The organism is Hahella sp. CR1 (assembly GCF_029813005.1).
GTDB lineage: Bacteria > Pseudomonadota > Gammaproteobacteria > Pseudomonadales > Oleiphilaceae > Hahella.
Genome location: NZ_JAPELK010000032.1, coordinates 1 through 15,575 on the forward strand (window position 1 = coordinate 1; position 15,575 = coordinate 15,575).

Below are 15,575 nucleotides of genomic sequence, written 5' to 3' on the forward strand. Positions count from 1 at the left end.
CGGCTTGCTGCGTTCAAACTTTTCTTTTGCCACAGTCAGTTCCTCTCTAAATCACTATTCTAAAAAGTTTCAACTACGAATGATTAAACTATTTGCTACGTGCGCTAATAATAGCTTCAGCAACATTGTTTGGAGCCTCTGCATACTGAGCAAACTCCATAGTATATGTCGCACGACCCTGAGTCGCTGAGCGCAGATCAGTGGCGTAGCCAAACATTTCAGCCAAAGGCACCTCTGCATTCACAACCTTACCAGACACGCTTTCATCCATACCCTGAATCAAGCCGCGACGCCGGTTCAAATCACCCACTACGTCACCCATATTTTCTTCAGGAGTGACCACCTCAACCTTCATAATAGGCTCAAGCAGTACGGCACCACCCTTGCCCGCAAGCTGCTTGGTAGCCATGCTGGCGGCAATTTTAAACGCCATCTCGTTAGAGTCAACGTCGTGGTAGGATCCATCAAAAACAGTCGCTTTCAAAGCCAACAAAGGATAGCCAGCCAGAATACCGTTTTGCATCTGCTCTTCGATACCCTTTTGAATTGCAGGAATATACTCCTTCGGAACCACACCACCCACAATTTCATTCACAAATTCCAGCCCCTCGCCTTCTGCGCGCGGCTCAAACTTGATCCAGACGTGACCATACTGACCACGACCACCTGACTGACGAACAAATTTACCTTCGATTTCGCAAGTATTGCGAATAGCCTCGCGGTACGCGACTTGAGGCTTACCAATATTCGCCTCAACCTTGAACTCGCGACGCATACGGTCAACGATAATATCAAGGTGCAACTCACCCATTCCCGAGATAATAGTTTGACCAGTCTCTTCGTCAGTCTTAACGCGGAAAGACGGATCCTCTTGAGCCAACTTGCCCAGAGCAATACCCATTTTCTCTTGATCCGCCTTAGACTTAGGCTCTACTGCAACAGAGATAACTGGATCCGGGAATTCCATACGTTCCAGAGTAATGATGTTATCTGGATCACACAAAGTATCACCAGTTGTAACATCTTTAAGACCAATCATCGCAGCAATGTCGCCAGCGCGAACTTCTTTGATCTCTTCACGGTTGTTCGAGTGCATTTGCACCATCCGACCGATACGCTCTTTCTTACTCTTAACGGGGTTATAAACACCCGTACCCGATTCCAGAACACCTGAATAAACGCGAATAAAGGTCAGCGTTCCAACAAACGGGTCCGTTGCAATCTTAAACGCCAGCGCAGAAAACGGCTCGTTATCGTCAGACTTGCGAACTGCGACAGTCTCCCCGTCATCAAGAATACCCTCAATCGCCTTAACTTCTGTTGGCGAAGGCAGATATTCAATTACAGCGTCAAGCACGGCCTGAACGCCTTTATTCTTAAATGCGGAACCACCCAATACAGGAACAATCTCGTTAGCTAAGGTGCGAGCACGAATGCCAGCCTTGATTTCCTCCTCAGTTAACTCGCCTTCTTCCAAGTACTTATTCATGTAGTCGTCATTAGCTTCAGCAGCAGCTTCAACCAATTGCTCACGAAGCCTGTCACACGTCTCTTGAAGATCAGCCGGAATGTCCTGATATTCAAAAGTCATACCTTGATCAGCTTCACTCCAGATGATCGACTTCATCTTAACTAGGTCAACCACACCCTTAAATTCATCTTCAGCGCCAATGGTCATCTGAAGAGGAACCGGAGTGGCGCCTAAGCGATCTTTCAGCTGTTTAACAACACGCTCAAAGTTAGCGCCCGCACGGTCCATTTTATTCACGAACACCATGCGAGGAACTTCGTACTTGTTGGCCTGACGCCATACAGTTTCTGTCTGAGGCTGAACACCAGAAGAGCCACACAGCACAACTACTGCGCCATCCAGAACTCGCAGCGAGCGTTCAACTTCAATCGTAAAGTCAACGTGCCCTGGGGTATCGATAATATTGACACGGTGCTGATCAAACTGCTGCTGCATACCAGCCCAGAAACAAGTCGTCGCCGCGGAAGTAATAGTAATACCGCGCTCTTGCTCCTGCTCCATCCAGTCCATTGTTGCCGCGCCGTCGTGCACCTCACCAATCTTATGAGAAAGACCGGTATAAAACAGAACACGCTCCGTTGTCGTAGTTTTACCTGCGTCAACGTGAGCACAAATACCGATATTACGGTAGCGCTCTATGGGAGTTTTACGTGCCACGATTAATTACTCCAAATATTAAAAACGGTAATGGGAGAAAGCCTTGTTAGCTTCCGCCATACGATGGACGTCTTCACGTTTCTTGACAGCAGCTCCACGACCTTCAGCAGCCTCCAGCATCTCAGCCGCCAGACGTGCAGCCATGGACTTCTCACCACGCTTACGGGAGTACTCAACTAACCAGCGCATGGATAGCGCCATTTGACGAGATGGACGAACTTCAACAGGCACCTGATATGTGGCGCCACCTACACGACGGGATTTAACCTCAACCAGAGGCTGAATGTTTTCCAGAGCAAGCTCAAATGTTTCAATAGGCTCTTTTTTGGCTTTGTTGGACACAATATCCAGAGCACCATAAACAATACGCTCCGCCACTGACTTTTTACCACTTTCCATTACGTGGTTAATAAACTTAGCCAGCTTCTTACTTCCGAACTTAGGATCCGGCAGGATTTCACGCTTCGCAGCGACTCTTCTTCTTGGCATGATAAGCCCTCAAAAATAAAAAAGGTCTTCAGGTAAATCTGACATGACTTTATGCCAGTCAGCCTTACTCTTATCCAACAACTATGATCAAGACTTAGGACGCTTGGCGCCGTATTTAGAACGACCTTGTCTACGATCGTTTACGCCAGCAGTATCCAAAGTTCCACGTACAGTGTGATAACGTACGCCTGGCAAGTCTTTTACCCGGCCGCCACGAATCAGCACTACGCTGTGTTCTTGCAGGTTATGACCTTCACCACCAATGTAGGAGGTTACTTCATAGCCATTTGTTAAACGAACACGACAAACTTTCCGCAAAGCTGAGTTCGGCTTTTTCGGGGTAGTCGTATACACACGGGTACATACTCCGCGACGCTGCGGACAACCTTGAAGCGCAGGAACATCGCTTTTCGCGACTTTGCGGCTTCTAGGCTTGCGTACCAATTGGTTAATGGTTGCCATTCAAGCTTACTCCGTTAACAACAGATAGATATTTAGTGCCCAACTATAATAAGGGCGCCAAGTGTACTGACGCCCATTCAACGAGTCAAGGCGACTGAGGCTAAAAAACCACCAGCCGCCTTCGACATTGCAGATTATTTATTCAGTTCTGCGCTCAACGCCTGAACAACATCCGCCGCGCTAACGCCGCCTTCCTTCTGCATACGCTTGCGTCTTCTTTCTTGATGGTAAGCAGACCCGGTTCCAGCAGGAATAAGTCGACCTACAACCACGTTCTCTTTCAAACCACGCAGGTGATCCTGCTTACCAGTTACAGCCGCCTCAGTAAGAACTCGGGTAGTCTCCTGGAACGATGCAGCGGAAATGAAGCTTTCTGTCGCCAAAGATGCTTTGGTTATACCCAGCAATACTCGCTCGTAGCGCGCTGGCATCTTCGTTTCTTCTTCTGCTTTCTCGTTTTCTTCCAGAAGTTTTACCAGTTCAACCTGATCGCCTTTAATGAGAGTGGTATCTCCAGAGCTCAATACATCAACCTTACGAATCATTTGGCGCACGATAACTTCAATATGCTTATCGTTTATAACAACGCCCTGGAGACGGTATACGTCTTGAATTTCGTTAATGATGTACTTGGCCAGCTCACCTACGCCCAGCAGTCTTAAGATGTCGTGCGGATTAGATGGGCCATCAGAGATAACCTCCCCTCTCTCTACGCTCTCACCTTCAAATACGTTCAGCTGACGCCATTTAGGAATCAAAATCTCAAACGGATCAGTATTATCGGTTGGCGTAATAACAAGACGCTTCTTGCCTTTGGTTTCTTTACCAAATGAAACGATCCCTGAAATTTCAGCGAGAATTGACGGTTCTTTAGGCTTACGTGCCTCGAACAAGTCAGCAACTCGAGGCAGACCACCCGTAATATCGCGCGTCTTAGACGACTCTTGCGGAATCCTCGCAATTACATCACCAACTTCAATAACATCCCCATTCTTCAAGCTGAAAAGTGAGTTTGGAGGCAGGAAGTACTGTACCGGCGTATCGGTGCCTGGGAATTTCATCTCCTTACCATTAGCATCCAGCAATTGAAGCATCGGACGAATATCTTTTCCAGAAGCAGGGCGATCTTTCGGATCCATTACCTCAATGTTAGACAGACCTGTAATTTCATCTGTCTGGGTCTTAACAGTAATACCCTCTTCAACGCCAACAAAGATCGCTTTACCGCCAACCTCTGTGATAATCGGGTGCGTATGCGGGTCCCATTTGGCGACGATTTCGCCTGCTGCAACCTGCTGGCCTTGCTTCACGCTCAGCTCAACACCGTATGGAAGCTTATACCACTCCCTTTCACGGCCAGCTTCGTCCGCAATCGCCAAAGCGGATGATCGAGAAACAACAACCAGATTGCCATTCTTTCTCTCGATGTGCTTAAGGTTATGCAAGCGGACGGTTCCGCCATGCTTAACTTGAATGTTATCGACTGCAGAAGCTCTCGATGCCGCACCACCGATGTGGAAAGTACGCATCGTCAGCTGGGTTCCAGGCTCACCGATAGACTGAGCAGCGATTACCCCAATAGCTTCACCGACGTTAACCAAGTGACCACGCGCCAGATCACGACCATAACAGCTTGCACAAACGCCATATTTGGTTTCGCAAGTAATAGGCGAGCGAACCAGAATCTCGTCAACACCAGCCTTTTCAAGCGTTTCTACAGTAGTCTCATCAAGCAATGTTCCCGCAGGCACAACAACATTTTGGTTGTCGGATGCAGAGTAAACATCACTTGCCGTGACACGCCCCAGCACTCGATCACCCAAAGGAACAACAACATCGCCCCCCTCAATATGAGGAGTAACCAGCAGGCCTTCGGAAGTACCGCAATCCAAATCAGTTACAACCAAGTCTTGGGCGACGTCAACCAAACGACGGGTCAAGTATCCAGAGTTAGCAGTTTTCAATGCCGTATCCGCCAGACCCTTCCGCGCACCGTGCGTAGAAATAAAGTACTGGAGAACGTTCAGACCTTCCCGGAAGTTAGCCGTAATTGGCGTCTCGATGATGGATCCATCGGGCTTCGCCATCAGACCACGCATACCAGCCAACTGACGAATCTGAGCCGCAGAACCCCGCGCACCAGAGTCAGCCATGATATAAACAGAGTTAAAGGAGTCCTGATCGACTTCTTTACCGTCTTTATTAATGACTTTTTCTTTTCCAAGACGATCCATCATCGCTTTGGAAACTTTATCGTTGGCCCGCGACCAAATATCGATAACCTTGTTGTACTTCTCACCCTGAGTTAGCAGACCGGAAGCGAACTGCGATTCGATCTCTTTAACTTCATTTTCCGCAGCGTCAATAATCTTCGCCTTTTCATCAGGAATAACGAAGTCGTTCACACCAATCGATGCACCGGAGAGAGTCGCGTAATAAAAGCCGGTATACATGATCTGGTCAGCAAAAATGACCGTTTCCTTTAGACCAACTCGACGGTAGCAAGCGTTAATAAGACGTGAAATCGCCTTTTTGGTCATGTTCTGGTTAACCAACGAGAACGCGAGGCCTTCAGGGAAAATATCAAACAGTATCGCTCGACCAACAGTCGTATCCAGCACAGACACAGTGACTGTCTTATTGCGATCTTCGTCAATTACGACGTCGCGAATCCGCACCTTGACCTTCGCCTGAAGATCAACTTTCTTAGCTCCGTAGGCGCGCTGAACTTCCTTGATATCGGAGAAAACCATTCCCTCGCCTTTCGCATTAACTCGCTCCCTGGTCATAAAGTAGAGACCAAGAACAACGTCCTGCGAAGGAACAATAATCGGATCCCCGTTAGCTGGCGAAAGGATGTTGTTTGTAGACATCATCAACGCTCGCGCTTCCAACTGAGCTTCCAGCGTCAGAGGCACGTGAACAGCCATCTGGTCGCCGTCAAAGTCAGCGTTATATGCTGTACACACTAACGGATGCAGCTGTATCGCCTTACCTTCGATCAGAACAGGTTCAAAAGCCTGAATACCCAACCGGTGAAGAGTTGGCGCGCGGTTCAACATAACAGGGTGTTCCCGGATAACTTCGTCCAGAATATCCCAAACCACAGCCTCTTCACGCTCAACCATCTTCTTAGCTGCTTTAATCGTTGTAGCCAGACCACGATGCTCAAGCTTGGAGAAGATAAATGGCTTAAATAGCTCAAGCGCCATTTTCTTCGGCAAACCGCACTGATGCAGACGCAACGTCGGCCCCACAACGATTACGGAACGACCAGAGTAGTCAACCCGCTTACCAAGAAGGTTCTGACGGAAACGACCCTGCTTACCTTTAATCATGTCAGCCAAAGACTTCAACGGACGCTTATTAGAACCAGTTATCGCACGACCACGACGACCGTTATCCAATAGCGCGTCCACAGACTCCTGCAACATCCGCTTCTCGTTACGCACGATGATGTCGGGAGCATTCAGCTCCAATAGGCGCTTCAGACGATTATTTCGGTTGATGACACGACGATACAGGTCATTCAGATCGCTTGTAGCGAATCGACCGCCGTCAAGAGGCACCAACGGACGCAAATCCGGTGGCAAAACCGGCAACACAGTAAGGATCATCCATTCCGGATGGTTTCCAGACTCTGCAAAAGCCTCCATAAGCTTCAAACGCTTGGATAGCTTTTTGATCTTAGTCTCGGAGTTAGTATTAGGAATTTCTTCACGAAGACGTTCAATTTCGTCCTCTAACTCCAAATCAGCCAGCAGCCCTTGGATTGCTTCGGCGCCCATACGTGCGTCAAATTCATCTCCGAACTCTTCCAACGCTTCGTAATACTGCTCATCCGAAAGCAGCTGCCCTTTCTCAAGGGTAGTCATGCCTGGATCAATGACGATAAATGATTCGAAATACAAAACGCGCTCGATATCCCGCAGGGTCATATCCAGCAGCAAACCGATACGCGAAGGCAAAGATTTCAAAAACCAGATATGCGCAACTGGCGAGGCCAACTCAATATGCCCCATGCGCTCACGACGAACATTGGCCGGAGCAACTTCTACGCCGCACTTCTCACAAATAACGCCTCTATGCTTGAGACGCTTATACTTGCCGCAAAGACATTCATAATCTTTGATTGGACCGAAAATTTTGGCGCAGAAAAGCCCATCCCTTTCTGGCTTGAAAGTTCGGTAATTAATAGTTTCAGGCTTTTTGACTTCACCAAATGACCATGAACGGATCATATCAGGCGACGCCAAGGAGATACGAATCGAGTCAAATTCGTGAGCGTAGTTCTGATTTTTAAGTAAGTTCAGCAAATCTTTCATTGGCTAAGGCCTCTGACTGATCAATAGAAGCGATCTTCTCGCCCCTTAGTTAATTCGGTTCGCAGCAAACACCCGCCCCTCTCTCCGGTTGCGGGTGTTTGTGAAGGTTCATGCCGCGTCTTAGTTGGCCTCGAGCTCGATATCGATACCCAAAGAGCGGATCTCTTTAACCAATACGTTAAAGGACTCTGGCATACCTGGCTCCATGCGGTGATCGCCGTCTACGATGTTTTTGTACATCTTCGTACGGCCATTAACGTCATCGGATTTAACCGTAAGCATTTCCTGCAACGTATACGCTGCGCCGTATGCTTCCAGCGCCCAGACCTCCATTTCCCCAAACCTTTGTCCACCGAATTGAGCTTTACCGCCCAACGGCTGCTGCGTAACCAAACTGTAAGAGCCAGTAGAACGAGCATGCATTTTGTCGTCGACCAAGTGGTTCAACTTCAGCATGTACATATAGCCCACTGTGACTTGACGTTCGAAGCGCTCGCCGGTACGACCGTCATACAGCCAGACCTGCCCGCTATCATCCATGTCCGCAAGACGCAGCATCTCTTTGATTTCTTTCTCTTTGGCGCCATCGAAAACAGGTGTAGCCATAGGCACGCCCTTCTTCAGGTTGGCCGCCAATACCAGAACTTCAGAGTCGGACAATGAGTCCAAATCTTCGTTGCGTCCGCCGATCCCGTTATAAATCTCGTGCAGGAACTTGCGAATTTCTGCAGCTTGCTTCTGCTCCGCCAACATCCTGTTGATCTTATCTCCAAGTCCTTTCGCCGCAGCGCCCAAGTGAGTTTCAAGAACCTGTCCCACGTTCATACGGGACGGTACGCCCAACGGGTTCAATACGATATCGACCGGGTTGCCCTGCTCATCGTAAGGCATATCTTCAACTGGCTTGATCGCAGAGATAACACCTTTGTTCCCGTGTCTTCCCGCCATTTTGTCACCAGGCTGAATACGACGCTTCACAGCAACATAGACCTTAACAATTTTCAAAACGCCTGGAGCCAAGTCATCGCCTGACTGCAGCTTGCGCTTCTTATCTTCGTAACGGTCTTCGATACTCTTGCGACGCTCTTGCAACTGACCTTCAGCCTTCTCGAGCAGTTCATTTAGCTGCTCGTCCGCCATGTTCAGCTTGAACCATTCCTCTTTCTCGAATGCGTTGAAGTGAACTTCTGTCAGCGCGTCCCCTTTCTTCAGGCCGGGACCACCAATTACAGACTGCCCCAGCAGCGCAGACCGCAAGCGTTCGAATGTCGCGCCCTCAACGATTTTATATTCATCGTTAAGGTCTTTACGGAATTTATTCAGTTCGGTTTGCTCGATTTCCTTCGCACGCTGATCTTTCTCAACGCCATCACGAGTGAAAACTTGCACATCGATAACGGTTCCACGCATCCCCGTCGATACGCGAAGGGAAGTATCCTTCACATCAGACGCTTTCTCACCAAAGATAGCGCGCAACAGTTTCTCTTCTGGAGTTAACTGCGTCTCGCCTTTTGGCGTTACCTTACCAACCAGGATATCGCCTGGTTCAACCTCAGCACCGATGTAGATAATTCCGGAGTCGTCCAACTTCGCCAATGCACTTTCACCTACATTGGGAATATCAGCAGTGACCTCTTCTGGCCCCAGCTTGGTATCCCTTGCAACGCAGGTTAATTCCTGAATGTGGATCGTGGTGAACCGGTCTTCCTGTACAACTCGCTCAGAAACAAGGATGGAGTCCTCGAAGTTGTAACCATTCCACGGCATAAATGCGATACGCATGTTTTGACCCAGAGCCAGCTCACCCAAATCAACAGAGGGGCCATCGGCAAGTACGTCGCCACGTGCAACTTCATCACCTTCCATCACCAGGGAACGCTGATTGATGCAGGTATTCTGGTTGGAACGCTGGTATTTGGTAAGGTTGTAGATATCAACCCCAGCATCTCCAGCCTCAGTTTCATCATCACTCACGCGAACTACGATACGAGCAGCGTCAACGCTAACAACAACCCCACCGCGCCGTGCAACCACGCACACGCCAGAGTCCTGAGCCACGTAACGCTCCATACCTGTACCAACCAAAGGCTTTTCCGCCTTCAGTGTAGGCACTGCCTGCCGTTGCATGTTCGATCCCATCAAAGCTCGGTTAGCATCATCGTGCTCCAAGAACGGGATCAAAGACGCCGCTACAGATACAACCTGACGGGGAGATACATCCATCAGAGTCACTTTTTCCGGCGGCATTACGGTAAATTCATTCTTATGGCGAACTGTTACCAGCTCATCAATTAAACGACCGTTTTCGTCAACTGCAGCGCTTGCCTGAGCAATGACGTAGTCGCTTTCTTCTATAGCCGACAGGTACTCAATGTCGTCAGTTACCAAGCCATCAACAACTTTACGATACGGGCTTTCCAAGAAACCGTAAGTGTTTGTGCGGGCATAGGTCGCCAAAGAGTTGATCAAACCGATGTTTGGACCTTCAGGCGTCTCGATAGGACAAACACGCCCGTAGTGAGTCGGATGTACGTCGCGCACTTCAAAACCTGCACGCTCACGAGTCAAACCGCCCGGCCCTAAAGCAGAAACCCGGCGCTTATGCGTCACTTCAGACAGAGGGTTATTCTGATCCATAAACTGGGACAGCTGGCTGGATCCAAAGAACTCTTTTACAGCTGCAGCAACCGGCTTGGCGTTGATCAAGTCTTGAGGCATAAGTCCTTCAGACTCAGCCATGCTCAGACGCTCTTTCACAGCACGTTCAACGCGAACCAATCCTACACGGAACTGATTCTCAGCCATCTCGCCGACGGAACGAACACGACGGTTACCAAGGTGGTCAATATCATCCACCACTCCCCTACCATTACGGATATCTATCAACGTCCTCAAAACATCAATGATATCTGAATGACTCAGTACGCCCAGCCCCTCTGTTTCCTCGCGCCCCAGTCGGCGATTGAACTTCATGCGTCCAACAGCGGAGAGGTCGTAGCGCTCTTCGGAAAAGAACAGGTTGTTGAATAGATTTTCCGCCGACTCTTTCGTCGGTGGCTCACCCGGACGCATCATTCGATAAATTTCGACCAAAGCCTCCAACTGAGAGCGCGTTGCATCGATTCTCAAAGTATCAGAAACGAATGGTCCGCAATCCAAGTCGTTGGTATAAAGCGTCTCGATTCTCTTAATGCCTGCTTTTTCGAACTTCTCGATAACGTCGTCAGTAATTTCAGTATTACACTCAACAATAACTTCCCCAGTTGAAGGGTCAGCAATATTAGTTGCGGTAACTTTGCCTAATAAATAGGAGCTTGGAACGCGCAGACGCTTCAGGCCCGCCTTTTCCATTTGCCGAATATGTCTGGCCGTAACCCGACGCCCTTCTTCTACAATGAGGTTGCCTTCGTCATCTTTTATTTCAAAGATAGCGATATCGCCGCGCAAACGGCTAGGAACCAAATCCAAAAAGTATTCGCCGCCTTCTACTTCAAACAGGCTGTTCTCGAAGAACATTTCGAGCATTTCGTCAGCAGCATATCCCAGAGCGCGCAAAAGTATTGTCGCTGGCAACTTTCTACGACGGTCAATACGAACGAACACGCAGTCCTTAGGATCGAACTCAAAGTCAAGCCAAGAGCCGCGATAAGGAATGATGCGCGCGGAGTATAGCAACTTGCCTGAAGAGTGGGTCTTACCTTTATCGTGGTCGAAAAATACGCCTGGAGATCTATGAAGCTGAGATACGATGACACGCTCAGTTCCATTGATAACAAAAGTCCCGTTTTCAGTCATTAACGGAACTTCTCCCATATACACTTCTTGTTCCTTGATATCCTTAATCGCCTTGGTGGACGACTCTTTATCATAGATAATCAAGCGAACTTTAACTCTTAATGGCGCCGCATAGGTTACGCCTCGCAGCTGACATTCAGCTACATCAAATACGGGCTGGCCCAGCCGGTAACTTACATATTCTAGGGCCGCATTTCCCGAAAAGCTGACAATTGGAAATACCGACTTGAACGCAGCATGTAAGCCGACTTCCTGCCGGTCTTCAATTGCTACGCTTTGCTGTAAAAAATCATGATAGGAGTCTAGCTGTATGGACAGGAGGTACGGAACGTCCATTACTGCTGGAAGCTTTCCGAAGTCTTTACGAATTCGTTTTTTCTCGGTATAGGAGTATGTCATCGATATTCCCCAGCTTTCTTCAAACTGACTCTGGTGTGCTCGAAGGAGTTCGACAACCGCAAATGCTTATTACGGTTCGTGCGAAATTTAGGTCGCAAAGTTATAGCTTGCACAACGGAAAACGGCTGACGTTGAATAAACGCCAGCCGAATTCTTCTTTAATAGCCTAAAGCTAGCAAAGTTTTACTTGAGTTCAACCGTAGCGCCGGCTTCTTCAAGTTCTTTCTTAGCTTTTTCTGCGTCGTCTTTGGAAAGAGCTTCTTTAACAGTTGAAGGCGCGCCGTCAACCAGATCTTTAGCTTCTTTCAGGCCCAGACCAGTGATGCCGCGAACTACTTTGATCACGTTCACTTTCTTCTCGCCTGCTGACTGCAGAATTACGTCAAATTCGGTTTTTTCTTCAACCGCTGCTGCTTCACCAGCAGGAGCTGCAGCAACTGCAACTGCAGCTGCGGCGGAAACGCCGAATTTTTCTTCCATTGCTTCAACAAGCGCAACTACGTCCATTACGCTCATTTCTGCGATTGCATTAAGGATATCGTCTTTTGACAGAGCCATTTCTAAAATCTCCTAAAAGCCAAAAATAAAAAACCGTTATGCCGCTTCTTGCTTCTTGTCGCGAACTGCCGCAACCGCACGAGTCACTTTCGAAGGAATTTCGTTTAGTGTACGTGCAAGCTTGGTGACAGGAGCCTGCATTACGCTCATCAACATCGCCAGAGCCTGATCCCTTGTCGGGAGTTTAGCCAGACGATCAATTTGATCAGCGCCAAGCATCTCACCACCAACAGCAAGAGCCTTGACTTCAAACTTGTCGTTTTCTTTTGCATAATCCTTGAGCAGACGAGCTGCCGCTCCTGGATCTTCCATTGAAAACGCCAAGATTGTGGGGCCAACAAAGGCTTCACGCGCGCACTCATACTCAGTGCCTTCAACAGCACGGCGAGCCAGAGTGTTACGCACAACCCTCAGAGAAACGCTTTCTGCACGAGCTTTAGCGCGCAGTTCAGACATTTTATTTGAGGTTACGCCTCTATAGTCGGCAATCACCAATGACAAGGCCTTACTGGCAGTCTCATTGACTTCAGCGACAATCGCTTTCTTGTCTTCGAGTCTAATTGCCACCGGATTTCTCCTATGTGTACCGGCCATGCCGGTTAGTCGTACTATGTCTCAATGAGACGTTTACGGCTTTTAAGCAGGAAAACTACTATCAGCCGTCTGCGCAGGAACTTTTAATTTTCCCGACTTACGCCGGGAAAAGCCTGCGGTCTTGGACAGCCTACGGCTTATGCCGAAAGACCACCAAAATCTTCATATTCATACTGCCAAGCTGTTTTGATCAATCAACAGGCCTGGACCCATTGTTGATGAAATAGTGACCTTCTTGAGGTAAACACCTTTCGCTGAAGAAGGCTTAATCTTCTTCAGGTCAGCAATCAAAGCTTCCAAATTCTGTTTAATGTGCTCTGCTGAGAACTCAACATTGCCCAGGGGAGCGTGAATGATGCCATTTTTGTCAGTTCTGTAGCGAATCTGGCCTGCTTTAGCATTCTTAACCGCCGACTCAACATCGGCAGTTACGGTGCCCACTTTAGGGTTAGGCATAAGACCGCGAGGGCCTAAAATCTGACCCAGCTGACCAACAACACGCATAGCGTCCGGAGTCGCGATAACAACATCGAAATCCAGGTTGCCTTTCTTAACTTCTTCAGCCAAGTCGTCCATACCTACGATGTCAGCGCCGGCCGCTTTTGCTTTATCGGCGTTTGCACCTTGAGTGAACACCGCAACGCGAACAGTTTTCCCTGTCCCGTTTGGCAATACAGTAGAGCTACGAACCACCTGGTCTGATTTACGCGCATCTACGCCAAGGTTCACAGAAACATCAATAGATTCTTTAAATTTCACAGAACCAGACAGCTCAGCTAAAAGAGTTACCGCCTCTTCTACACTGTATGCCTTGCCAGCCTGTACTTTTTCACGAATCGCCTTTTGGCGCTTAGTTAACTTAGCCACGTTTTACTCCTCTACGTTCAGACCCATGCTTCTAGCTGTGCCAGCGATAGTTCGAACAGCAGCGTCGAGGCTACCCGCAGACAAGTCAGGCATTTTAACATTCGCAATTTCTTCTAATTGCGCACGATTCACTGTACCGACCTTTTCAGTATTCGGACGGCCAGAGCCGCTCTTAATACCAGCAGCTTTCTTAAGCAGCACTGAAGCAGGTGGAGTTTTTGTAATAAACGTGAAGCTACGGTCACTGTATACAGTAATTACAACCGGAGTCGGCAAGCCAGGCTCAAGATTTTGCGTCTTGGCGTTGAATGCTTTACAGAACTCCATGATGTTTACACCGTGCTGACCCAATGCAGGACCAACAGGCGGGCTTGGATTAGCCTGACCGGCTTTTACTTGCAACTTTATATAGGCATTAACTTTCTTAGCCATTTTTCCTCCTAATGGGTTTAGCGCACTCAGTGCTCCCCGAACAGACACAAAAAGCTCGCCCCACCTAAGGCGAAGCGAGCAGTCGTCATACAGACATTAATCTTTCTCGACCTGACTAAACTCCAAGTCGACTGGCGTTGAGCGCCCAAAAATAAGAACCGCCACTTTCACCCGACTCTTCTCGTAGTCGACTTCTTCAACTACACCATTAAAGTCTGCAAAAGGACCATCGATAACACGAACAACTTCACCGGCTTCAAACAAAGTCTTCGGCTTAGGCTTATCTGCGCCACTTTCAACACGACGAAGAATTGCCTCAGCCTCCTTATCACTTATTGGAGCAGGCTTATCGGGAGTGCCACCTATAAAGCCCAACACACGAGACGTAGACTTAACCAAATGCCAAGTGTCGTCATTCATTTCCATTTGGACAAGCACATAGCCGGGATAGAATTTGCGCTCACTTTTACGCTTCTTCCCTTCTCTCATTTCCACAACTTCTTCTGTAGGAACCAAGATCTCACCAAACTGATCTTCCATCCCTTTAAGCACTATGCGCTCCTTAAGGGAGCGCATGACATGCTTCTCGAAGCCGGAATAGGCTTGAACAACAAACCATCGCTTAGACAAAGGCCTTCTCCTACCCTATTAAGCCTGACACGAGCCAGCTGATCAGGGAATCAATGACCCATAGCAACAATGCCACCACAAGGACAAAAACAACTACTATCAGGGTTGTCTGAGTCAACTCGGGCCGGGTTGGCCAAACCACCTTTCTTATCTCCATCCGAGCTTCTTTGAGCAGAACCAAAAAAGATTTACCTTTCTCAGTCTGCACAGCCACAAAACCCGCAACCAGAGCCAAAGCAACCAGAGCAAGCACACGATAAAGAAGCGACTGATCAGCGTAAAAGGAGTTACCAACAACCCCCACGGCAACCAAAGCAACAACAAGCAGCCACTTCAGCTTATCGAAAGCCCCAGAACTTTTCTCTACGTTTGAAGACATAACCACCCAAACCCAAAATTTAAGGTGGCAGGCCAGGAGGGAATCGAACCCCCAACCTGCGGTTTTGGAGACCGCCGCTCTGCCAATTGAGCTACTGGCCTACCTTAAAAAAGGTTACTCGAAAATTTTAGCAACAACGCCAGCGCCAACTGTACGACCGCCTTCACGAATCGCGAAGCGCAAACCTTCTTCCATCGCGATTGGAGCGATCAGGCTGACTTTCATTTTTACGTTGTCGCCAGGCATAACCATCTCTACGCCTTCCGGCAATTCACACGCACCAGTCACATCCGTTGTACGGAAGTAGAACTGAGGACGGTAGCCTTTAAAGAAGGGAGTATGACGCCCACCTTCGTCTTTGCTCAGCACGTATACTTCTGACTCAAATACGGTGTGCGGAGTAATAGTTCCTGGCTTGGCCAATACTTGACCGCGCTCTACGTCATCACGCTTAGTG

General features: G+C 48.6%; 11 protein-coding genes, 1 tRNA gene and 1 pseudogene. All 13 read right to left on the reverse strand.

Translation table 11 applies throughout. The features are described 5' to 3' along the window. Nucleotides 1-88: 88 nt before the first annotated feature. A complete protein-coding gene (gene fusA / locus ONV78_RS31620) occupies nucleotides 89-2,188 on the reverse strand; it encodes an elongation factor G (RefSeq protein WP_279508589.1) in 2,100 nt (699 codons plus the stop codon). Nucleotides 2,189-2,206: 18 nt separating this feature from the next. Further along, nucleotides 2,207-2,677 (reverse strand): 30S ribosomal protein S7, encoded by a 471-nt coding sequence (rpsG, locus tag ONV78_RS31625; RefSeq protein WP_011399924.1) that lies wholly within the window; start codon nucleotides 2,675-2,677, stop codon nucleotides 2,207-2,209. Nucleotides 2,678-2,764: 87 nt separating this feature from the next. Continuing rightward, a complete protein-coding gene (gene rpsL / locus ONV78_RS31630; protein WP_127973663.1) occupies nucleotides 2,765-3,139 on the reverse strand; it encodes a 30S ribosomal protein S12 in 375 nt (124 codons plus the stop codon). A gap of 134 nt (nucleotides 3,140-3,273) precedes the next feature. After that, complete coding sequence (gene rpoC, locus ONV78_RS31635) at nucleotides 3,274-7,464, reverse strand: DNA-directed RNA polymerase subunit beta' (RefSeq protein WP_216740409.1); 4,191 nt, start codon at nucleotides 7,462-7,464, stop codon at nucleotides 3,274-3,276. A gap of 120 nt (nucleotides 7,465-7,584) precedes the next feature. Continuing rightward, a complete protein-coding gene (gene rpoB, locus ONV78_RS31640) occupies nucleotides 7,585-11,658 on the reverse strand; it encodes a DNA-directed RNA polymerase subunit beta (RefSeq protein WP_216740410.1) in 4,074 nt (1,357 codons plus the stop codon). Nucleotides 11,659-11,841: 183 nt separating this feature from the next. Next, the gene (gene rplL, locus ONV78_RS31645) at nucleotides 11,842-12,216 is read right to left on the reverse strand and encodes a 50S ribosomal protein L7/L12 (protein ID WP_279508590.1); all 375 of its coding nucleotides are present in this window, start codon (nucleotides 12,214-12,216) and stop codon (nucleotides 11,842-11,844) included. A 36-nt stretch (nucleotides 12,217-12,252) separates the two neighbouring features. After that, nucleotides 12,253-12,783, reverse strand: coding sequence for a 50S ribosomal protein L10 (gene rplJ, locus ONV78_RS31650; protein WP_216740412.1), 531 nt, complete (start codon nucleotides 12,781-12,783; stop codon nucleotides 12,253-12,255). A 195-nt stretch (nucleotides 12,784-12,978) separates the two neighbouring features. Next, nucleotides 12,979-13,677, reverse strand: a complete 699-nt coding sequence (rplA, locus tag ONV78_RS31655; RefSeq protein WP_216740413.1) for a 50S ribosomal protein L1 — start codon at nucleotides 13,675-13,677, stop codon at nucleotides 12,979-12,981. A gap of 3 nt (nucleotides 13,678-13,680) precedes the next feature. Then, nucleotides 13,681-14,109, reverse strand: a complete 429-nt coding sequence (gene rplK / locus ONV78_RS31660; RefSeq protein ID WP_127973669.1) for a 50S ribosomal protein L11 — start codon at nucleotides 14,107-14,109, stop codon at nucleotides 13,681-13,683. 96 nt (nucleotides 14,110-14,205) lie between these two features. Beyond that, a complete protein-coding gene (nusG, locus tag ONV78_RS31665) occupies nucleotides 14,206-14,739 on the reverse strand; it encodes a transcription termination/antitermination protein NusG (protein ID WP_127973670.1) in 534 nt (177 codons plus the stop codon). A gap of 10 nt (nucleotides 14,740-14,749) precedes the next feature. Next, entirely contained in the window at nucleotides 14,750-15,118 is a 369-nt protein-coding gene (gene secE, locus ONV78_RS31670; RefSeq protein ID WP_127973671.1) for a preprotein translocase subunit SecE, read from the reverse strand. A 25-nt stretch (nucleotides 15,119-15,143) separates the two neighbouring features. Continuing rightward, nucleotides 15,144-15,219, reverse strand: a tRNA-Trp gene (locus ONV78_RS31675). Nucleotides 15,220-15,232: 13 nt separating this feature from the next. Continuing rightward, a pseudogene (gene tuf / locus ONV78_RS31680) lies at nucleotides 15,233-15,575 on the reverse strand (elongation factor Tu); the annotation flags it as partial.